The organism is Escherichia sp. KTE114 (genome assembly GCF_000407765.1).
Classification (GTDB): Bacteria; Pseudomonadota; Gammaproteobacteria; order Enterobacterales; family Enterobacteriaceae; genus Escherichia; species Escherichia ruysiae.
Genome location: NZ_KE136626.1, coordinates 2492630 through 2517408, shown reverse-complemented (window position 1 = coordinate 2517408; position 24779 = coordinate 2492630). Strand labels below are relative to the sequence as shown.

The following is a 24779-nucleotide window of genomic DNA, read 5'->3' as shown; positions in this document are numbered from 1 at the left end:
ATAAGTTTTACCTTACAACCTTCGTAAGACAACTTTGTGAACTTTGCACCGCCAGCGGCGATAAAAAGTAAAAAGGGTCCCCTTTCCAGGTGACCGCATAACCTGAACTACCCTTTGGTATCTTCAGCGCCTGTTCAACAGGCTGCGGTGTTGCAATGATGATCGCAACGACGAGAGGGATTACAACACCCTCATAAACAAAGGGCAATCATCTGACATAAGGTCTTAACTATGACAGTGATAGGTTAAGCCTTTTATTGTGTATTTGCACTGAACGAAAAGGACAAAGCAATGTTAAAAAAGATAATTTTGTTTACCCTACTCCCTGGATTTGCTTACGCCGAAGAGCTTCCTGCGCCCGTTAAAGCGATTGAAAAACAGGGGATTACGATTATCAAATCGTTCGATGCACCTGGCGGCATGAAAGGTTATCTGGGGAAATATCAGGACATGGGAGTCACTATCTACCTTACGCCTGACGGCAAACATGCCATATCTGGCTATATGTACAACGAAAAGGGAGAGAACCTCAGTAACGCCCTTATTGAAAAAGAGATTTACGCACCTGCCGGACGCGAAATGTGGCAACGCATGGAACAATCAAGCTGGTTACTTGACGGTAAAAAAGATGCACCAGTCGTGGTTTATGTTTTTGCCGATCCTTTCTGCCCGTATTGCAAACAATTCTGGCAACAAGCGCGCCCATGGGTTGATGCCGGTAAAGTACAAATCCGTACCCTACTGGTTGGCGTGATAAAACCCGAAAGCCCAGCAACTGCGGCGGCAATCCTTGCGTCTAAGGATCCGGCAAAAACGTGGCAAGAGTATGAAGCATCAGGCGGCAAGTTAAAGCTGAACCTCTCCGGGAGCGTGGGCCCGGAACAGATGAAGATTCTAAGTGCCAATGAGGCGTTGATGGACGAACTGGGTGCAAATGTCACACCTGCGATTTATTACATGAGTCCAGAGAACACATTGCAGCAGGCTGTCGGATTACCGGATCAAAAGACCTTAAATATTATTATGGGAAATAAATAACATTCATTGTATGGATAGCTGAAATAGTTCACTCCTTTTCAGTTATCCATAAAATCGCAAGTATTGTTCACCCCGCTCATATCAACTATGGTATTTTAGAAAAACTTAATCGTAAATTAAGTAAAACAACATAATATATATAAATACATAAAGCCATATCATTGACTTGATGAATATTATGAGAACAAGCATATGAATGGAGCGCATCATGGCTAATCTTTACGACTTAAAAAAATTCGATTTGAACTTGCTTGTCATTTTTGAATGCATATACCAACATCTTAGCATTAGCAAGGCCGCAGAATCGTTATATATAACCCCTTCTGCGGTGAGTCAGTCTTTACAACGTCTACGTGCACAATTTAATGACCCCTTATTTATTCGCTCCGGGAAAGGTATTGCACCAACAACGACAGGGTTAAATTTGCATCATCACCTTGAGAAAAATCTCAAGAACCTTGAGCAAACAATCAACATTGTCAATAAAGCAGAACTGAAGAAAAAATTTATTATTTATGGCCCGCAACTCATCTCTTCAACCAACAGTAGCCTCTTGATCGGATGTCTGCGACAAGATACAGCCGTAGAAATTGAACATCATGACATCATGATGTCAGCAGAAAGCGCCGAAGATTTATTGACTTATCGCAAAGCAGATCTGGTCATCACATTAATGCCGGTCATCAGTCGCTCGGTAAGCTGTATGCCTTTTCAGTCGATACGAAACACGCTTATCTGTAGCGCATCCCATCCGAGAATAACGGAACACAGTAGCCGCGAAGAAATTCTTGATGAAGAGTTCACTTCTCTGACATCGAAAGCACCTGGCCTTGAAGATTTTCAGATGGAAATAGAAGCGATTCTTACAAACCGAAAAATAGCATTCCGTAGCTCTTCACTGTTTACTATTGTCAATACTATTGCGGTTACCGATTTACTGGGCATTGTGCCCTTCGAATTATATCGTAGCTATCAAAAAAACCTTCAATTAAAACAAATAAAGATAGAACAGAATCTACCGTCTAATACACTTTATATTTCCTATAATAAATCATCATTAAACAACCTGAGTTTCTCTCGTTTTATTGATCGTTTGAATGACAACTTATGTTAAACATCTGCCGGCATGGATAATATTCGTCTTAAAAATTCAGCATGTGAATATAAAATAAGATACCTCATTTTAATTTATTAATATTATAATCAGGAAACTATCGCACTTTTCTCACGGTCACGTTAAGAGAGCGTCTTCAGATGTCCATTTATAAAATCCCGCTACCTCTCAATATCCTGGAAGCAGCACAAGACCGTATCACCTGGACACTTAATACTCTGCCTCGCGTATGCGTCTCTTTTTCTGGTGGTAAAGATTCTGGCTTAATGCTCCATTTGACCGCAGATCTGGCCAGAAAAATGGGAAAAAAAATACACGTCCTGTTTATCGACTGGGAAGCTCAGTTTTCTTGTACGATTGACTATGTTCAATCGCTACGTGAGCAGTATGCCGATGTTATCGAAGAGTTTTATTGGGTGGCACTACCGCTAACAACGCAAAATTCATTATCCCAATATCAACCCGAATGGCAGTGCTGGCAGCCTGATATTGAATGGGTTCGTCAGCCGCCAGAAGATGCGATAACCGATCCAGCATTTTTCTCGTTTTATCAATCAGGCATGACCTTTGAACATTTTGTGCGTGAATTTGCCGAATGGTTTTCACAACATCGTCCAGCCGCAATGTTAGTCGGTATCCGTGCCGACGAGTCTTATAATCGTTTCGTCGCCATTGCCAGCTTAAATAAACAACGTTTTGCTGACGATAAACCGTGGACCACCGCCGCACCAGGTGGTCATTGTTGGTATATTTATCCCATTTACGACTGGAAGGTGGCCGATATCTGGACCTGGTATGCTAAACACCAGACTCTATCTAACCCTTTGTATAATCTGATGTACCAGGCTGGCGTCCCTCTGCGTCATATGCGAATCTGCGAACCTTTTGGTCCAGAGCAACGGCAAGGTTTATGGCTATATCATGTTCTTGAACCTGACCGATGGGCCGCAATGTGCGCCAGGGTCAGTGGCGTAAAAAGCGGTGGAATTTACGCTGGTCATGACAATCAATTTTATGGTCATAGGAAGATCCTTAAGCCCGACCATTTAGACTGGCAAGAATATGCCTTATTACTGCTTAATAGTATGCCGGAAAAAACGGCTGAACATTATCGCAATAAGATTGCTGTTTATTTGCACTGGTATCAAAAAAAAGGCATCGAGATCCCTCAGACACAGCATGGAGATATTGGCTCAAAAGATGTTCCTTCCTGGCGACGAATCTGCAAAGTATTGCTCAACAATGATTATTGGTGTCGGGCATTATCATTCAGCCCCACAAAAGCCAAAAATTATCAACGTTATAACGAACGGATTAAAGGAAAACGTCAGGAATGGGGAATACTATGCAGCAGCGATTAACGCAGGATTTAACTCAATTTCTCGCCAGTCTGGCGGAAGAAGATCGCATTAAGGCGATCAATGAGATCAGAACGGCGATCCATCAAGTAAGTCCATTTCGCGACGAACCGGTAGATTGTGTTTTGTGGGTTAAGAACACCCAACTCACTCCCAATGATTACAATCCGAATAACGTCGCGCCGCCAGAGAAACGATTACTGCAAAAATCAATTGAGGTCGATGGTTTTACCCAGCCAATTGTGGTGACCAACACACGAGCCAGCACACTTGAAATTGTTGATGGTTTTCACCGTCATGAAATTGGTAAAGGCTCTAACACGTTAAAATTGCGATTAAAAGGGTATTTACCGGTCACCTGCCTGGAAGGAACACGTAACGAACGTATCGCTGCAACTATTCGCCACAACCGGGCGCGCGGTCGCCACCAGGTCACGGCAATGTCAGAAATTGTTCGTGAACTCAGCCAGTTAGGTTGGGATGACAATAAAATCGGCAAAGAGTTGGGAATGGACAGCGACGAAGTGTTGCGCCTGAAGCAAATTAACGGCCTGCAAGAACTGTTTGCCGACCGCCAATATTCCCGCGCCTGGACTGTCAAATAACTAAAGCTGGCGCAGGCGTTCAGCCGCCGCCATCAGCGTCGATTCCTTCTTGGCAAAACAGAGACGAATCAGTTTATGCGGGAAGGGATCGGCGCAAAACACCGACAGCGGGATCGCCGCCACGCCATGCTCCCGCGTCAGCCACTGGCAAAACTCAACATCATCCAGCGTAGACACGGCGCTGTAATCCACCAGCAAAAAGTATGTGCCTTCACACGGTAAAATCTCCAGCCGACTTTCATTTAAGGCATTCACCAGAATATCGCGCTTCTGGCGATAAAAGTCCGGTAATGCAAGATAATGCTCAGGTTCTGCACGTAGCATATCCGCAAGTGCCAGCTGTGCCGGGGTATTCACCGAAAAGGTCAGATACTGATGTACCTTGCGAATTTCGGCACTGATGGGCGCTGGCGCAACGCAATACCCCACTTTCCAGCCGGTCATGTGATAGGTCTTGCCAAACGATGACACCGCCACCGCCCGCTCACGCAACTGCGGATGCGCCAGCACGCTGGCATGGCCCGGCTGTGAAAAGTTGATGTGCTCGTAAACTTCATCACTAATGACAAAAATCTCACGATCGGCAATTGCCTGCCACAAAGCGGCAAAATCAGCCTGTTGCCAGACGGTGGCGCTGGGATTATGCGGCGTGTTGAGGATCACCAGCCGGGTGCGCTCGCCCAATAGCGCAGCAAATTCTTGCCAGTCAACGCGAAAATGCGGCGGCTGTAGCGCAATGCGTTTCACGATCCCACCTGATAGCGTAATGGCTGGCGCATAACTGTCATAACTGGGGTCGAAACAGATAACTTCATCGCCACTACGTACCAGCGCGGTAATCGCCGCGTATAACGCCTCCGTCGCCCCTGCTGTTACGGTGATATCGCTGTCGGCATCCGGGTGATAGCCATACAAACGTTCCGTTTTCTGAGCAATCGCCTCGCGCAATGCCTGTACGCCGGTCATTGGCGCGTATTGATTTGCGCCCTGGGCAACGTGATACGCCAGTCGCTCCTGTAAATAGCGCGGACCATCAAAATCAGGAAAGCCTTGCGACAGGTTAATCGCCTGGTGTTGCTGCGCCAGCGCACTCATCTGGGTGAAAATGGTAGTGCCAAGTTGTGGAAGTTTGCTTTGTGGAATCAGAGGGTTATTTGTCATTTTTATTGTGCCTGACGAAGTTGCGTGTTGAAGGCACTATAACACGATGCTAGTATTTGGCAATCAAGACGTTTAGATGTCTAAATAAAACAATAAGGACAACACAACATGCCTCACAATCCTATCCGCGTCGTCGTCGGCCCGGCTAACTACTTTTCTCATCCCGGCAGTCTCAATCACCTGCATGATTTTTTCACGACTGAACAGCTTTCTCGCGCTGTGTGGATTTATGGTGAACGCGCCATTGCTGCGGCGCAAACCAAACTTCCACTAGCGTTTGAACTGCCAGGAGCAAAGCATATTTTGTTTCGCGGTCATTGCAGCGAAAGCGATGTGCAACAACTGGCGACACAGTCTGGTGACGATCGCAGCGTAGTAATTGGCGTCGGTGGCGGCGCACTGCTCGACACCGCGAAAGCCCTCGCCCGCCGTCTCGGTCTGCCGTTTGTTGCCGTTCCAACGATCGCCGCTACCTGCGCCGCCTGGACACCGCTCTCCGTCTGGTATAACGATGCCGGACAGGCGCTACATTATGAAATTTTCGACGACGCCAATTTTATGGTTTTGGTGGAACCGGAGATTATCCTCAATGCGCCGCAAGAATATCTGCTGGCGGGGATCGGCGACACGCTGGCGAAATGGTATGAAGCGGTGGTACTGGCTCCGCAGCCAGAAACCTTGCCGCTAACCGTGCGTCTGGGGATTAATAACGCGCAAGCCATTCGCGACGTCTTGTTAAACAGTAGCGAACAGGCGCTTGCCGATCAGCAAAATCAGCAGTTAACGCAATCATTTTGCGATGTGGTGGATGCCATTATCGCTGGTGGCGGAATGGTCGGCGGTCTGGGCGATCGTTTTACGCGTGTGGCGGCGGCTCATGCCGTGCATAACGGTCTGACTGTTCTGCCGCAAACCGAGAAGTTTCTCCACGGCACCAAAGTCGCCTACGGAATTCTGGTGCAAAGCGCCTTGCTGGGTCAGGATGATGTGCTGGCGCAATTAACAGGCGCGTATCAGCGTTTTCATCTGCCGACTACGCTGGCGGAGCTGGAAGTGGATATCAATAATCAGGCGGAGATCGACAAAGTGATTGCCCACACCTTACGTCCGGTGGAGTCCATTCATTACCTGCCAGTCACGCTGACACCAGATACGTTGCGTGCAGCGTTGGAAAAAGTGGAATCGTTTAAAGCCTGACGAACAAATTTAGCAGCAGCGCGCGCCGCCTTTCCCACCGTAGCGCGCGTCCTGCCGCTCGCGGAAAAACTCTTCATAGGTCATCGGCGTCTGATCGGGATGATTAACCCGCATATGTTCGACATAGTTGTCGTAATCAGGCATCCCAATCATCAGCTTCGCCGCCTGACCTAAATATTTTCCGGCTTTTGCCAGTGAATCAAACATCTTTACCTCCGGTAATCAGATTGCTGAGAGAGTGCATTAATAGCTATCAACGCGCTCGGTCAGTCTCCTCGCCCCACCGGGGAGAGGGTTAGGGTGAGGGGGAACCATCGGCACTATACCAACATTCCCCCTCACTCTGACTTTAGTGCGCGCCTTTTGCCTGCGCCACGATCTCCTCGACATTTTCTGGCATCGGCTCATACGGCGTTTCTTTCGCCGTTGGCTTCGGCTCTTTCAATGCCTCCAGCGCCGTTTTAATCGAGAACAGCGCCAGAACCACCACGACCACCATAAAGAAGATGGTTAACCCGGCATCCAGACGGTTGTTGAACACCAGTTGCGCCAGTTGTGACTCGGTATACTGCGACGGAATGTTGCCGCTGTCGATCATGGCCTGGAACTTGTTAGCAATGGCCAGGAAGCCGACTTTCGCATCCGGGCTAAACGCTTTCTGCCAGCCTGCGGTCAGGGTACAAATCAGCAACCAGGCCGTTGGCACCAGCGCCACCCAGGCGTAACGTTGGCGTTTCATTTTGAACAACACCACGGCACAGAGCATCAGCGCCATCCCTGCCAGCATCTGGTTGGCAATACCAAACAGCGGCCACAGAGTGTTAATACCGCCCAGCGGATCGACCACGCCCTGATGCAGGAAGTAGCCCCACGCCAGCACGCACAGCGCCGTTGCCAGCAGGTTAGCAGGCAGTGAATCGGTCCGTTTCAGGCCCGGAGAAACCACACCCAGCAAATCCTGCAACATAAAGCGCGCAGCACGCGTACCTGCATCCACCGCTGTCAGAATAAACAGTGCTTCAAACAAAATGGCGAAGTGATACCAGAACGCCACATCCATCATGCCGCCCAGCGCGCCGTGCAGAATGTAGGCCATCCCCACCGCCAACGTCGGCGCACCGCCCGCACGGGAAATGATCGACTGTTCACCGACTTCGCTGGCAATCTGGTTTAACGTATCCGGGGTTATCGCAAAGCCCCAACTACTCACCACCTGCGCGGCAGAAGCCACCACATCCGTCGTACCCGCCGGAGCCAGCACCGCCATCGGGCTGTTCATGGCAAAATACACGCCCGGATCGATGATACAGGCAGAAACTAGCGCCATAATCGCCACGAAGGATTCCATCAACATCCCGCCGTAGCCGATAAAACACGCCTGACCTTCGTTCGCCAGCATCTTCGGCGTGGTGCCGGAAGAGATCAGCGCATGGAAGCCAGACACCGCACCACAGGCGATGGTGATAAACAGGAACGGGAACAGGTTACCGGTCCATACCGGGCCTGTGCCATCGACAAATTTGGTCAGCGCAGGCATAGTCAGCGTCGGGCGCATGATCAAAATGCCTACCGCCAGACCGACGATAGTCCCGATTTTCAGGAAGGTAGAAAGGTAGTCACGCGGAGCCAGCAGCAGCCATACGGGCAGCACCGCCGCCACAAAACCGTAACCCACCAGCATCCAGGTCAACTGCACACCGGTAAAGTCAAAGTACGGCGCCCAGGTCGGGCTTTCTGCCACCCAGCCGCCAGAGATAATGGCGAAAATCAGGAACACCAGGCCAATCACCGACACTTCCCCAATGCGACCAGGACGCAGGTAGCGCAGGTAGATCCCCATGAACAGCGCCAGCGGAATGGTGAACGCAACGGTATACGTTCCCCACGGGCTATGAGTCAGGGCTTTCACCACAATCATCGCCAGCACTGCAAGGATGATCACCATGATCATAAAGCAGGCCACCAGCGCAATCACCCCGGCGGTTGGCCCCATCTCTTCTTTGACCAGTTCGCCCAGCGAGCGACCGTCACGGCGCGTAGAAACAAACAGCACCATGAAATCCTGCACCGCACCGGCGAGGACCACCCCGGCGAGCAGCCAGATCATCCCCGGCAGGTAGCCCATTTGTGCTGCCAGCACCGGCCCCACCAGCGGGCCTGCGCCGGCAATGGCCGCAAAATGGTGACCGAACAGCACTTTCTTGTCCGTCGGCACATAGTCCAGCCCGTCGTTATGGCGCACCGCTGGCGTCATACGCGTCGGGTCAACCGCCAGCACATTTTTGGCGATATACAGACCATAAAAACGGTAAGCGATCAGATAGATACAGACCGACGCCACCACAATCCACAGTGCGTTGATCTGTTCCCCACGATTTAAAGCAATGTATCCCAGAGCAAATGCTCCCATTACAGAGAGCACTGTCCAGACGAGGTATTTCCCTGATTTGTTCATAATTGTTATCCGTGTGCGTGTCCATAGAGATGTTACATTTTGTTTCTATAACATCTTTGCGGAATTTAACAACGCGATAACCAAACAAATAAGAGTTAAAACCAATAATTAACTTAACAATGTTAACTCGATCACTCCGTTAACCGAGTTTTCCTGCAATCTCATTTAATTCTGTCGGGTTCATCCCAAAACCGCCGTACCCAGCCGACAAGTGCAGCAACGCCGCCCCTGTTCATCGAAAACGACGATTTCCCAGCTCTGATTTTGCCGCCCAAGATGCAGCGGCTGGCAGACGCCGCGCACCTTTCCCTCAGACACCGGACGATGATGCGTGGCGTTCAGTTCCGTGCCTACCACGCACTGACCGTCGCGAGTCATCATAAATCCGGCCATCGATCCCAGCGTTTCCGCCAGCGCCGCCGACGCACCGCCATGCAGCAGGCCAAACGGCTGATGAGTACGGGTATCAACCGGCATTTCGGCTTCCAGCACATCATCGCCCAGGCGGGTATAAACAATTCCCAGATGCGCCACCATTGTGTTGTCGCTGGTGGCGTTGAGTTCGTCGAGCGTTAAATGGCGTTTCCAGATCATGCTTATGCTCCCAGCGTTGAGCCGCCATCCACCACGATATCCTGTAGCGTGATATGGCTGGCGAGGTCAGAGGCGAGGAACAAAATCGTGTTGGCGATCTCCTGCGGACGGGCAATTTTCCCCAGCGGAATGCCGAGCTTAAACTGCTCGCCAAAGCCGCGAATACGCAGCTCTTCGGCGTCATCGCTCACCCACAGCGTGCGTTGCATATCGGTGTCGGTGGAGCCGGGCGAAACCACGTTACAGCGCACGCCGCTACCCGCCAGTTCCAGCCCGACGCTCAACGCCAGGCTTTTCAGCGCCGCTTTCGACGCACCGTAAGCACTCATACCAATACGCGGCGTATGTGCAGCGTCGGACGCTACCGTAACAATCGCCCCGCCCCGCTGACGGCGAAACTGGTTCATGGTTTGCTGAAACAGGTTAAATGCGCCGCCAACGTTGACCGCAAAGGTCTGCTGCCAGTCTTCTTTGCTGAGCTGATCGGTCGCGCCCATGCGTAAAATTCCCGCCGCATTGACCAGCACGTCCAGTCGCTCCGTTTCAGCTAACAGTCGCTGACATACCTGCGCCACCTGCCCGGCGTCGGCTACATCCATCACTTCGGTCGCAAAGGGATATTGCTCCTGAGTGAACGCTTGATCAAAACCTGTAACTTTCGCACCCACGTCAACAAACGCCAGCGCCGTGGCGTAACCGATACCTTTACCCGCTCCGGTAACCCAGACATTTTTGCCGCTGAAATCCATTATTTCACCTCGCGGGAGAGCAGTTTCCACCAGGCATCAATGGTTGGGTTTTTCGCCAGCATGACAAAATCGATATCGCCATGCACTTTGCGCCAGCGCGCCGCCAGCGCCATCATGCGCACTGAATCCAGACCGTAGTCGATCAGGTTGTCGTCATCGAACGGCTCATCGGATTCGTCCAGCAGCGGCAGGATCACCTCTCGCAGCGCCGCTTTGCTGGCGGGAATTGGCGTCGGCAGCAGTTCCTCGGTCATCACCACCCGACCAGAACGCCCGGCAACATATTTCAGCGACATCAAATGCTCGTCACGGCTGAAATCGGCCAGCGCATCCGCCACCATAAATGGTTTGATATCACGCATAAACGCGTCGGTCGCGGTGGTCATACAGCCAATATGCGCGTACACCCCGGTGATAATCAGTTGGTTACGTCCGCTCTCTTTCAGCATTTGCTCCAGCGGAGAACGATGAAACGCGCTGTAGCGCCACTTCACCAGCACCGTATCGTCGGCATCCGGCGTCAGGCGATCCACCACCTTTTGCTGTTCCGGCGAACGGGTCAGGCCCGGCCCCCACATATCATTCAACAGCGCCCGATCTTCATCGCTCTGCTCTTTCGGCTGGGCGGTGTAATAAACCGGAATATTGTGCTGTTTGCAGTAGTCGCGCAGCGCAGCAATATTCGCGATCACCTGTTCCATCATCGGGCAGTTCTCGCCCCAGAAGCTGACGAAATAATCCTGCATATCATGGATTAACAGCGCGGCGCGTTGCGGTTCAAATGCCCAGTCGACTTTATTTTGCGGAATATCGTGAGACTCCGGCAGTGCGTAAGCCTGTAATTTTGGAATAGCCATCGTGTTCTCTCCTTCAGGCTGATGCGCGTGACGCCAGCCACTGACGTAATTGTTTTTTATCGACTTTCCCGACCGCCGTCAGCGGAAGTGAATCCACACACTCCACGCGATCCGGTAATTTAAATTCGGCAATACCCTGCTCACGCAGGAAACGACGCACCTGCACTGCACGCAGCGGCTCTTTCACCACCAGATAAGCGCAGCTTTTTTCGCCCATCAGCTCATCTTCCATGCTCACCAGTGCGGCGTAGATCACCGCCGGATGGCGCAGCAGCAGGTTTTCGATCTCTTCGGCAGCGATCTTCTCGCCGCCACGGTTGATCTGATCTTTCTCGCGCCCCTGCACGGTGATGTAACCGTCTGGATCAATGGAGATCAGATCGCCAGAACAGTAAAAACCGTTGGCATCAAAGGCGCTGGCATTGTGCTGCGGGCTTTTGTAATAGCCACGGAAGGTGTACGGTCCGCGCGTCATCAGGCGTCCAACTTCCCCTTGCGGCAGTGGATTTCCGTCAGCATCGGCGACCCACACTTCATCATCCGGACACATTGGGTAACCCTGGGTATGGATAATTTTCTCCGCGCTATCATCAAGACGGGTGTAGTTCACCAGCCCTTCCGCCATGCCGAACACCTGCTGCAACTGGCAGCCAATCTCTGCGGGAATACGCGCCGCAAGCGTGGCAGAAAGACGCGCGCCACCGACCTGTAACAGTTTTAGCGAGGCAAGCTGCGCCCTGCTTTCACCTTCAGCCAGCGCCTGTAACCACAGGCTTACCGCCGGCGGCACCAGCGCGGTGACGTTGACCTGATGTTTTGCAATCAATGGGAAGCAGAGCGTGGCGCTGGGATCGGCCGCCAGAACCACTGTGCCGCCAGCGAGAAATACCCCCAGCGATCCTGGTGAACTCATGGCGTAGTTGTGCGCCGCCGGAATCGCACACAGATAGCGAGTCTGTTGCGTGAACTGACAAATCTCGACGCTACGGCGCACGCTGTAGTAATAGTCATTATGGGTACGCGGGATCAGTTTCGGTGTGCCGGTGGTGCCGCCGGAAAGCTGGAAATAGGCCACTTCATCGGCAGGTGACGGCGTGGCAGTAAAATCTTCTGCCGGATGGTTAATCACATCCTGCAAATTGTGCTCGCCGCTGTCGTTGTGCAGTTGCACCACACGAATGGAGGAATGGTCTGTGACGAAAGTATTGAGGAAATCATCCCCGCTAAATAGCGCATGTTGGCGATCGGCAATCAGTAACGCCGGTTCAATCTGGCTGGCATAGGCGTTCAGTTCACTACGCTGATGGCTGAACAGCGCCAGCACCGGCGCGACGCCCAGTTTCAGCAGCGCAAAAAAGGTAATGTACAGTTCAGCGACGTTACCCAACTGTACCAGCGCGGTTTCGCCCGATTTAATTCCCTGACGGCGCAGGTTACAGGCGAGATTATCCGCCGCCTGATTCAGTTCCCGATAACTCAACTGCCGCTCGCCGTCGATAACCGCGATGCTGTCACTCGCGGCGTGGCGGGTCAAAATGTCGGTCAGCGGCAAATCCTGCCAGTAGCCTTTTTCCCGATAGCGACGGGCAAACTCTTCCGGCCAGCGGGTGAATGGGATGCTCATCCTCGCTCCTTAATGCAATCCAAAAACGTTCAACATGGTAGAAAGTTTGACGCCGGTTTCGCGCCATTCGCTAAGTGGTGATGACGCAGGCACAATCCCCGCTCCGGCAAACAGGCGCACCTGATTTTTCCGCAGCTTCGCGCAGCGGATGGTCACCACCCACTCGCCGTTACCTTCGCTGTCACACCAGCCGACAATGCCGCCAAACAGTTCGCGGTCGAACGGCTCCAGTTCAGCAATAACCTGGGTCGCGGCCTGATGCGGGAAACCACTCAGCGCGGGGGTCGGATGCAGCAGACAGGCCAGTGTCAGTGCGTTTTCTTGCGAATTCGCTTTACCTTCAAAGGGTGTTGCGAGATGCCACAGCGTCGGCGTGGTGATCAGTTGTGGAGAGGAAGGAACGTGTAACTCACTGCTGCGCTCGCGCAGCACCTCTTTCATCGCCTGAGTCACCAGTTCATGTTCATGGCGATCTTTTTCTGACGCCAGCAGACGATTACCCGCTTCCCTGTCCAGCACTTCATCCGGCTGACGACGCGCGGAACCGGCTAACGGAATGGAGCTAAAACGCTCGCCGTCTTTACGTAGCAGCAGTTCCGGGCTGGCCCCCAACAGGACGCCACCATCAGCCAGCGGGACATGGAAGTTGTAACTAACCGGGTTTTGCGCAATCAACCGTTCCAGCAATACGCCACTATCAATGGCGGCGTCAGTGGTGATATCAATCAACCGTGACAACACCACTTTGTCGACCTGCGGCGTGGCGGTAAGTGCAGCAGCGCGAGCAACCATCTGTTCAAACGTGGCTTGTTCTGGAATTGCCTGGCGTTCCACCACGTTCAGCGCCTGGCTGCGGGTGAAACGGCGCGCGGAAGCTTGTTTTTCCTGACGGGAGAATGGCTGCCAGGATTCGGGAATATACAGCGACGAAGGCTGGCGTGGATCGAAGGGAATCGCCCCGACCATCACCGGATTTTTGATGCCCTGCGCTTTGGCATCGGCAAACAGCGCGGCGAGTTTTTGCTGGAAGGGACTGTCGGGCGAATCCCCGTTCACAGCCGGTTCATCGAAGCGGGCGAAACATCCTGACGTCGTAAAACTGCGGTACGGCGACATAAAGAAAAAGCGATTGGGCGCAAGTGTTGCCATGGTCTGCTGTACTTCCTCAGCCAGTGACGTATCCATATCATCCTCCACAAAATGATAAAGGATTTAATAATGATTATCATTTATATTTTCGGTCGCTAACCTAAAAGCAAACGCGCACTATGTCAACTCTTGAGGTAACGCAATCTGCAACTCGGGGTTGCATCTGCTTGTCGTTACAATGAAAATGAGAAGCATTAACTTCATTAATAACAGGAAGCTGATTCGTGAGACTCGCCCCGCTCTACCGCAACGCCCTTCTATTAACAGGACTTTTGCTTTCAGGAATAGCCGCAGTTCAGGCTGCCGACTGGCCGCGTCAGATTACTGACAGTCGTGGCACTCATACCCTGGAAAGCCAACCGCAGCGTATTGTTTCCACCAGCGTCACCCTGACCGGCTCACTGCTGGCGATTGATGCTCCAGTGATCGCCAGTGGCGCGACCACGCCGAATAACCGCGTAGCGGATGACCAGGGCTTTTTACGCCAGTGGAGCAAGGTGGCGAAAGAACGCAAACTGCAGCGGCTCTATATCGGCGAACCAAGTGCCGAAGCCGTTGCCGCGCAAATGCCAGATCTGATTTTAATTAGCGCCACCGGCGGCGATTCGGCGCTGGCGCTGTACGATCAGCTTTCCACCATCGCCCCGACGTTAATCATCAATTACGACGACAAAAGCTGGCAGTCGCTGTTAACGCAGCTTGGCGAAATTACCGGACATGAGAAACAAGCGGCAGAGCGGATTGCACAGTTTGATAAGCAACTGACGGCGGCGAAAGAGCAAATCAAATTACCGCCGCAGCCAGTCACTGCCATTGTTTATACTGCTGCCGCGCACAGTGCTAATCTCTGGACGCCGGAATCAGCACAAGGGCAGATGCTGGAACAACTCGGCTTTACGCTGGCGAAGTTGCCCGCAGGGTTAAACGCCAGCCAAAGCCAGGGCAAACGCCATGACATCATTCAGCTTGGTGGGGAAAATCTGGCGGCAGGGTTAAATGGCGAGTCACTATTCCTGTTCGCCGGTGATCAGAAAGACGCCGATGCTATTTATGCCAATCCGCTGCTCGCGCACCTGCCCGCAGTACAAAACAAGCAGGTTTATGCGCTGGGAACCGAGACGTTCCGTCTGGATTACTACAGCGCCATGCAAGTGCTGGATGGGCTTAATTCACTGTTTAAAAAAGATTGATAAAACATACAATTAGAGCACTAACAGTCCCCTCTCCCCTCCGGGGAGAGGGTTAGGGTGAGGGGAAAATGCACCTTTAACTAATTCTCAGACGCTGCCGCTTGTGGCGGCGTCTGGCGAAAACGTCGCAACTCCACCAGCACCAGCAACAACAACACGCCGATAATCAACAAACCAAAACCGCTCACGCTTGCGGAGGCCACCGGTGTCATCATCGCCCCCAGACCGCCCAGCAGCGCCGCGCCTATGGCATCGCCCGTCACGTTCTGCGCCGTCCACAAACCGTTAATCCGCCCTAACATTGCTTCCGGGGTTTGCGTTTGCAGCATTGTATATTGCAGCAACGAACTAACCGCGCTCAGCCAGCCGAACAGCGCCAGACAAACCACGCCTAAAATCCACATCGGCATCAGGCCAAACAGACCAATGGCGAGGAACGATCCCAGCGTGGAGAGCAGCATCAATAACCCTGGTCGCGCGCTATGTGCCAGCTTCCCGCTGGTTAACGCGCCAATAGCCGCACCGAGCGGGATCGCCGCATAGAGAAAACCAATCTGTGCCGCCGACATCTGCCAGTTGTCAGCCAGCGCCGGATACAGTACCCGCACCGCACTCGCCATCGTCAATAAACCACCCAGCAGCGCAATCCCTCCTACCAGCGGGCTGGCGAGCAGAAAACGAAACGCTGCCAGAAGCGATTTCAGCGGATGCTCACGCGGCTGCGGCGGCGGTGGCAACGCCGGAAGGCTTAACAACGGTAGCAAGGTAATAAACGTGCCCGCCGCCGCCAGCCCGTAGTTCCAGGCTACGCCTCCGGTCGCCAGCAATAAACCGCCAATCATGGGCGAAATCACCGACCCCAGACGCACGGTCAACATGGTGATCGCCCCGGCCTGCATTAAGTTTTCACGTCCTACCAGTGCTGGTGTCGCCGCCAGTAGCGCCGTAACGCCAAGCGATGCGAAAAAACCATCCCATAAACCAAGTAAATAGATTGCCAGCAATGACGGCTCCGGCAGCAGCACGTTCAGGCACAGTCCAATGAAGCCAATGCCACAGGTGCCGCGCGCCAGCAAAATCACTTTTTTGCGCTCATAGCGATCCGCCAGCACACCGCCGACCATCAGGCCAACAAACATCGCGCCGCCGGTCAGCGTCACCGAAAGCCCCACCTGCCAGGTAGAATGCGTCATCATCTGGATCTGCACCGGTACCGCGACGCCGAGCAAACCCAGAGACACAATTGAGATAAAACGAGCGAGGAATACTGCGCGAAACGCCGGGTGCGTTTTCAACAGGCTGAGGTTAAGCAGCCAGGATTGTTTATTCATTACAATGCCTTGCCATCAAATATTTTAAATACCTATTCTTAGGCTGCACATGCTAACATATCCAAATAAGATCGATAACGATAATTAATTTCATTATCATGGAAGTTCGTATGTCTGGTTCTGTTGCCGTGACACGCGCCATTGCCGTGCCCGGATTGCTGTTATTACTGATTATCGCGACGGCATTAAGCCTGCTCATTGGGGCAAAATCACTCCCCGCTTCCGTAGTGCTGGAGGCCCTCTCCGGCACCTGTCAGAGCGCCGACTGCACCATCGTGCTCGACGCGCGACTGCCGCGCACCCTTGCCGGTTTACTTGCAGGCGGCGCGCTTGGCCTTGCCGGGGCGTTGATGCAAACCCTCACCCGAAATCCACTTGCCGACCCCGGATTGCTTGGCGTGAACGCCGGAGCCAGCTTTGCCATTGTGCTGGGTGCGGCGCTGTTTGGTTACTCTTCCGCACAGGAACAACTGGCGATGGCCTTCGCCGGGGCGCTGGTGGCCTCGTTGATTGTTGCCTTTACCGGCAGTCAGGGCGGCGGGCAGTTAAGTCCGGTGCGTTTAACTCTGGCGGGTGTGGCGCTGGCAGCGGTGCTGGAAGGGCTGACCAGCGGCATCGCCCTGCTTAATCCTGACGTCTACGATCAACTGCGTTTCTGGCAAGCCGGTTCGCTGGATATTCGCAATCTACACACCTTAAAAGTGGTGCTGATCCCGGTGCTGATCGCCGGAGCAACCGCGCTATTACTGAGCCGCGCACTGAACAGTTTAAGCCTCGGCAGCGACACCGCGACGGCGCTGGGCAGTCGCGTGGCGCGCACACAGTTAATTGGTCTGCTGGCGATTACCGTGCTTTGTGGTAGTGCGACAGCGGTAGTTGGCCCGATTGCCTTTATCGGCCTGATGATGCCGCATATGGCGCGTTGGCTGGTGGGTGCCGATCATCGCTGGTCGCTGCCCGTCACGCTGCTCGCCACCCCTGCCCTGCTGCTGTTTGCCGATATCATCGGGCGTGTGATTGTTCCCGGCGAGCTGCGCGTTTCGGTGGTCAGTGCGTTTATTGGTGCGCCGGTGTTGATCTTCCTCGTGCGACGTAAAACGCGAGGTGGCGCATGATTTACGTCTCTCGCCGATTAATCATCACCTGTTTGCTGTTGATAACTGCCTGTGCGGTGGCAAGTGTTTGGGGATTACGCAGTGGCACCGTGCCACTGGAAACCTCGCAGGTATTCGCCGCGCTGATGGGTGACGCACCACGCAGTATGACGATGGTGGTCACCGAATGGCGTTTACCACGCGTGCTGATGGCGCTGTTGATTGGCGCGGCGCTGGGCGTCAGCGGCGCGATTTTTCAGTCGTTGATGCGTAACCCGCTCGGCAGCCCTGACGTAATGGGCTTTAACACCGGAGCGTGGAGCGGCGTACTGGTGGCGATGGTGCTGTTTGGTCAGGATCTGACAGCTATCGCGCTGGCAGCAATGGCAGGCGGCATTGTCACTTCTCTACTGGTCTGGCTACTTGCCTGGCGTAACGGTATCGACACCTTTCGGTTGATTATTATCGGCATCGGCGTTCGCGCCATGCTGGTGGCCTTTAATACCTGGCTGTTGCTGAAAGCGTCCTTAGAAACGGCACTAACCGCAGGATTATGGAATGCCGGATCGCTCAACGGCCTGACGTGGACAAAAACCTGGCCTTCCGCGCCCATCATTATATTGATGTTAATTGCCGCCGCCTTGTTGGTACGGAGAATGCGCTTGCTGGAGATGGGCGATGATACCGCCTGCGCGCTGGGCGTCAGCGTCGAACGCTCGCGTCTGTTAATGATGCTGGTTGCCGTAGTACTTACCGCTGCTGCCACTGCCCTGGCGGGGCCGATTTCCTTTATTGCTTTAGTCGCACCGCACATTGCCCGGCGCATCAGCGGCACTGCCCGCTGGGGACTAACCCAGGCTGCGCTGTGTGGTGCGCTGTTACTGCTGGCAGCCGATCTCTGCGCCCAACAACTGTTTATGCCGTATCAACTTCCGGTTGGCGTCGTTACCGTCAGCCTCGGCGGTATTTACCTTATCGTCTTGTTAATTCAGGAGTCTCGCAAAAAATGACCGAATCAGTAGCCCGTTTGCGCGGCGAACAGTTAACCCTCGGATATGGCAAATATACCGTTGCGGAAAATCTGACTGTAGAAATTCCTGACGGTCACTTCACGGCAATTATCGGGCCAAATGGCTGCGGTAAATCCACTTTACTGCGTACTTTAAGCCGCCTGATGACGCCTGCTCACGGGCATGTCTGGCTGGATGGCGAGCACATTCAACATTACGCCAGTAAAGAGGTTGCACGCCGGATTGGTCTGTTGGCGCAAAATGCTACCACGCCGGGCGATATCACCGTGCAGGAGCTGGTGGCGCGTGGACGTTACCCGCATCAACCGCTGTTTACCCGCTGGCGCAAAGAAGATGAAGAAGCGGTAACGAAAGCGATGCAGGCCACGGGAATAACTCATCTGGCAAATCAAAGCGTGGATACCCTTTCTGGTGGACAACGCCAGCGAGCGTGGATCGCGATGGTGCTGGCACAGGAAACGGCGATTATGCTGCTCGACGAGCCGACCACCTGGCTGGATATCAGTCATCAAATTGATCTACTGGAATTATTGAGCGAACTGAACCGCGAGAAAGGCTATACCCTGGCGGCGGTGCTGCACGATCTTAATCAGGCCTGTCGCTACGCCAGCCATTTAATTGCGCTGCGGGAAGGAAAAATTGTCGCTCAGGGAGCGCCGAAAGAGATCGTCACAGCTGAATTGATCGAGCGTATTTACGGTCTGCGCTGCATGATTATTGACGATCCAGTAGCCGGAACGCCATTAGTGGTGCCGCTCGGACGAACGGCACCATCAACCGCCGTGATTTAAACTAACCGATCTTCCATCATGGCATCCTGTTTTCTGGATGCCATTGCATGATGTAAGAGCACACTGCCACAAGCAACCATACCGCCGATCAAGGCGGAAAGGATCACAATAATCGCTTTTCCTGGACCGTCTTTTTTCACCGGCAAGGATGGGCGCAACTGATATTTAAATGGCGGAAAAGTAACATCGTTGACATTTGCTTTTGTTAATTGATCGACAAGATATTGACGATTACGTAATTCAACGTTCAGTTCCGCAACATCGGTGACTGATTTTTCAATGTCAAGTTTACGTTCAATACCGTCTGCGCCGAGAGAAATAGAAAAATCAGGGTCATCTTTAACAGCCTGACCATTACTATAAACAGGCTTTTTAATTCCTGCCGCATTGGCAATATCCAGTGAATAATTGAGCCGCTGAATATTTGCATCAAGCTGGTTTTTCGTTTTAATGCGATCCTGAGCCAGTTTTTCTTTTTCAAACTGGGTTCTGATTTCCAGTTTATTACGTATGTTTTCTATCGACTCTTTCACCACCAACGTTGAGATATAATCGATATAACCAGCCAATACTGTCTGCGCTTCTTCACTGGTTGGCGCAGTGAAACTTAATGTCCAGGAGGTATACAACGCGGGCTCATCTTTTTTCTTACTGGCGTTGTCATCAACCGCTTTCATTTTTTCGCTCAATGTGACAATAGCGCGATGCAGCTCCTGTTCATCAATCTTCGCCTCTTTTAATTGATCCATGACATAAGGGGACGAACGCAGATAGTCTTCCAATAAACTCACAGACTGAAATTTCTTGATAAACAGGTTAAACACACCGTTGCGATCGATATTGGCATCCAGATCCAGCACGCGGAGTTTGGTGAAGACCTTCTCCAGATCTTGCCACTGGACAGCCTCTGCGGGCGTGATAACTGCCGAGCTGGTCCATTTTTGCGGCAAAATGAAAGACACCAGTAACCCGATACAGGCAAAGGCTAAAGCCACCGCTATTACCCGCGTTTTTGCGTACCACAAAACTTCGATAAGTTTAAGTAAATCAATTTCATTATTACTGGGCGACGCCAGATGATAATCGGGAAAATGAGAATCGCTTCCCTGCTTAATATTCAGTGATGACATGCGATATGACCTGAAATGAGTCCAATAAGATTAAATCTCCACGGCGCTCACTTTATCAGTTAGCAAGAATTATCCGAAGCTGAACTTTGTAAATTCCCCTCACCGAACACAACATTAAGCGTGTTTTCAGAGAAGCAACTGAGGATTCATCATAATAATAAATAATAAAATCCACAATCATTTACAGTAATTATGGATTTTATTTAAGATAAAGTTATTTATTTAGCGTCGCCAAAATAATTGGCCCGATTTTTTCAAACGCCATTGGCGAGATAATATCCACATGCGCACAATCTAAACGATAAATATCCAGCTCAGCTACCCATGGCGACCAGGCGCGTTCAGGACTCATACCTTCCTGAAGTGTACGTTCAGCAACAAACAGCGTCGCTTTACCATCAAATGGTACGCTATGAGCCGTGCTTAACAGACGCACTGCATCAGCGTAATTACCTTCAATGGTGGTAAACAGCTCCGTCGACGCAGTTCCCTGCTGTGCCGCCAGGAAGGCTTCGCGCTCGCGGTTAATCTCCGCCAGCACTTCCGGGTCCAGACCGTTAGCTTCTTTTTCCTGCCAGTTTTGCGTTTCTGGCGGCCAGGTATCCAGCAAGCCAAGAAATGCCACCTGTTCGCCACGGGCACGCAACCGCGCCGCAATCCCCTGCGCCAGCGTACCGCCCAGCGAATAACCCAGCAGGTAATAAGGGCCGTGAGGTTGTTGTTCAAGTAACGTTGCCAGATGCGCTTCGCAGACTTCATCCAGGTTCGTCGCCGTCTGCATAGGTCCATGAGGGCGCGGCGACTGAATGCCAATAATCGACCATTGTGGATCGAGATAACGCGAGAGCACGCTAAACTGCCAGGCAAAACCGGACGCCGGATGGAAACAGAACAGCGTCGGGCCATTACCTTCACGCAACGGCAGAATGGTTTCGAATCCCATGCGCCGGGTGCTATCTTCTTCACCATCAATAATCGTTGCCAGTTTGGCGACGGTTGACGCAACCATCACCTGCCCCGGCGTCACCTGGCGGGCAAACTGCCGACTTAACTGCGCCGCCAGTTTCATCGCCAGCAGCGAATGACCGCCAAGAGCGAAGAAATCAACGTCGGCATCCTGCACATCACATCCCAGCAATGACGAAAACGCCCTGGCGATAATCATTTCGCTGCCCGCTTTCGGCGCTCGTCCCGGCGTTTGTGCTTTCAATTCCGGCAACGGTAAAGCTTTACGATCCAGCTTGCCATTGGCGCTAAGCGGCAACTGCGGAAGTTGCAGCAGAACGACGGGCACCATATGCGGTGGCAACGTTTCGCGCAACTGCGCCTGTAATGCGCTGGTATCCAGCGGCAGGCCTGATTGCGACACCAGATACCCTACCAACTGGCGCGCGTCGCCGCCGGTTGCTGCCGCCTGGTTAATCACACAAGCATGGGTAACGGCCTGTTCGACATCCGGCAGCGCCTGCATCACGCGGTCGATTTCGCCCAGTTCAATACGCTGACCACGAATTTTTAGCTGATCGTCACTGCGCCCGAGGTATTCTACCGCGCCATTTTCCAGCCAACGAGCAACGTCTCCGGTACGGTACATGCGTTCACCTGGAGCGAAAGGGTCGGCAATAAAGCGGCTGGCGGTCAGATCGGGGCGTCCAAGATACCCTTGCGCCAGTTGAATGCCAGTGAGGTAGAGATCGCCCGCCACACCCGGCGGCACCGGATGCATCATCGCATCAAGAATACGCAGCCCCGTGTTCCACACCGGATAACCAATTGGCACGCTGCTGCCGCGTACTTGTGCCAGTTCCTCGCCAAAAGCCGGATACCAGCTAACATCCACCGCTGCTTCCGTTGGGCCATAAAGATTATGTAACGGCGCGCCGGTTAACTGTTGCCATTCACGGCATAAATCGGCCGGTAACGCTTCACCGCTACAGAAAACCTGTTTCAACGTCGCACAACTTTTCCGGGCAGTTTCCGGTGTCAGTGAAGCAACAAACGCCGCCAGCATCGAGGGAACAAAGTGCGTGGTCGTCACGCCATATTCGACAAAGAATTGTTGCATAGCGAGCGGATCGCGGTGCGCCTCTGGCTCTGCCATCACCAGTTTCGCCCCCGCAATAAACGGCCAGAAAAACTCCCACACCGAGACATCAAAACTGCACGGCGTTTTTTGGGCAACGACATCTTCGCCTGTAAGCGGATAATGATTTTGCATCCACAACAGGCGGTTGACGATAGCCTTCTGCCCAACCATCACCCCTTTCGGCCTGCCGGTTGAACCAGAGGTAAAGATGATATAAGCCGTGTGGTGCGGTTGTGAAAGTTGCAGCGGCGCACTGCCCTGTGGAGTAAGCGGGGCGTTATAGCAAAGGCTGGTTAAATTGGGAACATCGCTAAAGCGCGGCAGTTGATCGTCGGTGGTGATTAACAGCGACGGGCGCGCATCTTCCAGCATCATTTTCAGGCGATCGTCCGGATAACCCGTATCCAGCGGTAGCCAGGCCGCACCTGCTTCAACTATCGCATGTAGCGCCAGGGTCAAAAAGACCGAGCGCGGTAATGCCACCGCCACGCTGTCGCCAGGTTTAACGCCGCGCTCACGCAGCAGATTCGCCAGCGCCACCACCTGCTCGCGCATTTCCCGATAGCTGAACTGATAATGAGCGTCAGCCAGTGCCGGAGCATCCGGCGTTTTGGCTGCCTGTTCTGCCACCAGCGCGCTCAGCGTGGTTTCAGGGATTTCTACCTGTGTGGCGTTGATCTGCGCCAACTGTGCATACTCACCTGGCAGCATAATATCGACATCGCCGCACAACAGCGCCGGATTCGCGGCGAACTGCGCAATCAGCATTTTCAGGCGTTCGGCGTGCTGGATTAACGTTGGCTCATCGTAACGCTGTTTATTGGCGAGGATCTCAATGCTCAAACCACCGTGTTCATCCGGGAACAGCGCCAGTTCAAGGTCATTAACCGGCCCCGTTGCCAGGGTGTGGGTTTGCGCCTGAACACCCGGAATATCCAGTTGGTAATCAAATACCTTGATATTGAGTACCGGACCGAACAGCGGTTCCTCTCCCGCCGCGCGCCCACTGTCACGGACAATTTGTTCGGCGTCGTAGCGTTGATGGCGGCGCATTTTTTTCAGTTGTGCCGCCAGTCGGGTTGCCAGTTGCGACAGCGTTTCTTGCGCTTCAATGTGAATACCCAACGGTAAAACGTTGAGCACGGGGCCGGTAGCCGTCAGCGCCGCCGAGCCCATTCGACGCATAAAGATGAATCCGGCGGCGTAGTCCATGCGGTTGCACAATCGCCCCAGCCATAAGGCCGCCAGCGCAAGTGCTAAATCGGTACGTTGCACACCGGGAAGTTGTGTAGCAAGCTGGCGGAATTCACCATCGGTAAATTCCAGTTTCAGGCGCAGAATATCTGCCGAGGCGCCGCGCCCCGCTAAAGGTGCAGACGAAAGTGACGCAGGTGGCGGCAGTTGGCGACGCTGTTCCGCCCAGAATGCCGCATCACGCTGCCAGGCCTCGCTTTCGCGGTACTGCTGGTACTCATCCACCACTTCAGCGAAAGGCGTAAACGGCGAAGCAGGCGTTGGTTCGCCACGCAGCCATGCACAGTAAATATTGGCGATCTGGCGGGTAATTGCCGGGAAACTGAAGCCATCGACCAGCAAATGGTGGTAACGCTGATACCAGTACCAGCGGTTATCCGCCACCTGAATTAACTGATGAAAGACCAGCGGTTTACCGCTATCGACGCGCAGGTTTTGTTGCAAATCGGCTTGCATTAAGGCCTGCGCAGTACCGTGTGGATCAATATTGGTACGCAGGTCGATAATTTCTGGCTGTTCAAACGTCAGCGCATCATCGACCCATTGCCAGACTTCGCCGTTATCTTCCGTAAAACGCATCCGCAGCGTATCCGCTTGCGCTAATCCGGCAACCACCGCGCGGGCCAGCAGCGGTGCATCAACATCTCCGGTTAACTCAACGTAATGCGCCACGCTCCAGGCAGAGGGTAAATCTGACAGTTTTTCTGCCATCCAGATGCCGGGCTGTGCGGCGACCAAAGGTAAATGCTGGCTCATTGTGCCTCCTGCAACTGGGTGAAATTCGCCGGTGTCAGAGTACGCCAGTGGGCTTCAAGCCACTGCTGACAGGACTCTTGTGACTGCGGCTGACACACAATGTCCCAGCCTGCCGGTAAGGCGCATTGTTGCGGCCACAGACTGAATTGCCCCTGCGCATTGCGCAAAATGTAAAACGCTCCCTGTGGATCATCGAAGGGATTACTGAATGCCAT

General features: G+C 53.0%; 21 protein-coding genes. 9 read left to right on the top strand and 12 right to left on the bottom strand.

The genetic code is table 11. The features are described from left to right. Positions 1–291: 291 nt before the first annotated feature. The 4 genes from dsbG (at position 292) to WC5_RS09170 (ending at position 4115) form a co-directional block, all read left to right on the top strand. Positions 292–1038, top strand: coding sequence for a thiol:disulfide interchange protein DsbG (gene dsbG, locus WC5_RS09155; RefSeq protein WP_000913741.1), 747 nt, complete (start codon positions 292–294; stop codon positions 1036–1038). A 208-nt stretch (positions 1039–1246) separates the two neighbouring features. Continuing rightward, positions 1247–2152: a DNA-binding transcriptional repressor CitR gene (citR, locus tag WC5_RS09160; RefSeq protein ID WP_000002458.1), complete on the top strand. Its 906-nt coding sequence runs from the start codon at positions 1247–1249 to the stop codon at positions 2150–2152. Between the two features lie 140 nt (positions 2153–2292). After that, positions 2293–3513, top strand: a complete 1221-nt coding sequence (locus WC5_RS09165) for a phosphoadenosine phosphosulfate reductase (protein ID WP_000029786.1) — start codon at positions 2293–2295, stop codon at positions 3511–3513. Further along, entirely contained in the window at positions 3486–4115 is a 630-nt protein-coding gene (locus WC5_RS09170) for an IbrB-like domain-containing protein (RefSeq protein WP_000528560.1), read from the top strand. Before WC5_RS09165 ends, WC5_RS09170 begins: the two co-directional genes overlap by 28 nt. Here the strand turns inward: WC5_RS09170 and ybdL are convergent, their stop codons facing one another. Further along, on the bottom strand, positions 4116–5276 hold the full coding sequence (ybdL, locus tag WC5_RS09175) for a methionine-oxo-acid transaminase (RefSeq protein WP_000183915.1): 1161 nt from the start codon (positions 5274–5276) through the stop codon (positions 4116–4118). Positions 5277–5384: 108 nt separating this feature from the next. Here ybdL and hcxA point away from each other — a divergent pair, with 108 nt between their 5' ends. Beyond that, complete coding sequence (gene hcxA, locus WC5_RS09180) at positions 5385–6473, top strand: hydroxycarboxylate dehydrogenase HcxA (RefSeq protein WP_016231623.1); 1089 nt, start codon at positions 5385–5387, stop codon at positions 6471–6473. 9 nt (positions 6474–6482) lie between these two features. Here the strand turns inward: hcxA and WC5_RS09185 are convergent, their stop codons facing one another. The 7 genes from WC5_RS09185 to entC form a co-directional block, all read right to left on the bottom strand. After that, positions 6483–6680 (bottom strand): YbdD/YjiX family protein, encoded by a 198-nt coding sequence (locus WC5_RS09185; protein WP_000460431.1) that lies wholly within the window; start codon positions 6678–6680, stop codon positions 6483–6485. 142 nt (positions 6681–6822) lie between these two features. Continuing rightward, a complete protein-coding gene (cstA, locus tag WC5_RS09190) occupies positions 6823–8928 on the bottom strand; it encodes a pyruvate/proton symporter CstA (RefSeq protein ID WP_001043162.1) in 2106 nt (701 codons plus the stop codon). A 180-nt stretch (positions 8929–9108) separates the two neighbouring features. Next, positions 9109–9522, bottom strand: coding sequence for a proofreading thioesterase EntH (entH, locus tag WC5_RS09195; protein ID WP_000637953.1), 414 nt, complete (start codon positions 9520–9522; stop codon positions 9109–9111). A 2-nt stretch (positions 9523–9524) separates the two neighbouring features. Beyond that, entirely contained in the window at positions 9525–10271 is a 747-nt protein-coding gene (gene entA, locus WC5_RS09200; RefSeq protein WP_016231622.1) for a 2,3-dihydro-2,3-dihydroxybenzoate dehydrogenase EntA, read from the bottom strand. Then, positions 10271–11128 carry an enterobactin biosynthesis bifunctional isochorismatase/aryl carrier protein EntB gene (gene entB / locus WC5_RS09205; protein WP_001007144.1) on the bottom strand — a complete coding sequence of 286 codons (858 nt, stop codon included), beginning with the start codon at positions 11126–11128 and terminating at the stop codon, positions 10271–10273. Before entB ends, entA begins: the two co-directional genes overlap by 1 nt. A gap of 13 nt (positions 11129–11141) precedes the next feature. Then, positions 11142–12752, bottom strand: coding sequence for a (2,3-dihydroxybenzoyl)adenylate synthase EntE (gene entE / locus WC5_RS09210; RefSeq protein WP_000026763.1), 1611 nt, complete (start codon positions 12750–12752; stop codon positions 11142–11144). A 9-nt stretch (positions 12753–12761) separates the two neighbouring features. Beyond that, positions 12762–13937, bottom strand: a complete 1176-nt coding sequence (gene entC, locus WC5_RS09215; protein ID WP_010352083.1) for an isochorismate synthase EntC — start codon at positions 13935–13937, stop codon at positions 12762–12764. A 188-nt stretch (positions 13938–14125) separates the two neighbouring features. On the opposite strand from entC, the gene fepB reads away from it, so the two are divergent. Then, complete coding sequence (gene fepB, locus WC5_RS09220; protein WP_001234321.1) at positions 14126–15091, top strand: Fe2+-enterobactin ABC transporter substrate-binding protein; 966 nt, start codon at positions 14126–14128, stop codon at positions 15089–15091. A gap of 80 nt (positions 15092–15171) precedes the next feature. Here the strand turns inward: fepB and entS are convergent, their stop codons facing one another. Beyond that, positions 15172–16422, bottom strand: a complete 1251-nt coding sequence (entS, locus tag WC5_RS09225; RefSeq protein ID WP_001041807.1) for an enterobactin transporter EntS — start codon at positions 16420–16422, stop codon at positions 15172–15174. 110 nt (positions 16423–16532) lie between these two features. On the opposite strand from entS, the gene fepD reads away from it, so the two are divergent. From fepD to fepC, 3 genes are read left to right on the top strand one after another with little or no spacing between them, the layout of a single operon-like run. Continuing rightward, positions 16533–17537 (top strand): Fe(3+)-siderophore ABC transporter permease, encoded by a 1005-nt coding sequence (fepD, locus tag WC5_RS09230; protein ID WP_001295314.1) that lies wholly within the window; start codon positions 16533–16535, stop codon positions 17535–17537. Further along, positions 17534–18526, top strand: a complete 993-nt coding sequence (gene fepG, locus WC5_RS09235; protein WP_000640922.1) for an iron-enterobactin ABC transporter permease — start codon at positions 17534–17536, stop codon at positions 18524–18526. The genes fepD and fepG overlap by 4 nt, the downstream gene beginning before the upstream one ends. Next, complete coding sequence (gene fepC, locus WC5_RS09240) at positions 18523–19338, top strand: iron-enterobactin ABC transporter ATP-binding protein (protein WP_000140652.1); 816 nt, start codon at positions 18523–18525, stop codon at positions 19336–19338. The genes fepG and fepC overlap by 4 nt, the downstream gene beginning before the upstream one ends. Here fepC and wzz(fepE) read toward each other — a convergent pair. The 3 genes from wzz(fepE) to ybdZ form a co-directional block, all read right to left on the bottom strand. Beyond that, a complete protein-coding gene (gene wzz(fepE), locus WC5_RS09245; RefSeq protein WP_000096752.1) occupies positions 19335–20468 on the bottom strand; it encodes an LPS O-antigen length regulator Wzz(fepE) in 1134 nt (377 codons plus the stop codon). The two genes, fepC and wzz(fepE), sit on opposite strands and share 4 nt — an antisense overlap. A gap of 214 nt (positions 20469–20682) precedes the next feature. Beyond that, positions 20683–24564, bottom strand: coding sequence for an enterobactin non-ribosomal peptide synthetase EntF (gene entF, locus WC5_RS09250; RefSeq protein ID WP_000077690.1), 3882 nt, complete (start codon positions 24562–24564; stop codon positions 20683–20685). Continuing rightward, positions 24561–24779: an enterobactin biosynthesis protein YbdZ gene (ybdZ, locus tag WC5_RS09255; protein WP_000885782.1), complete on the bottom strand. Its 219-nt coding sequence runs from the start codon at positions 24777–24779 to the stop codon at positions 24561–24563. Before ybdZ ends, entF begins: the two co-directional genes overlap by 4 nt.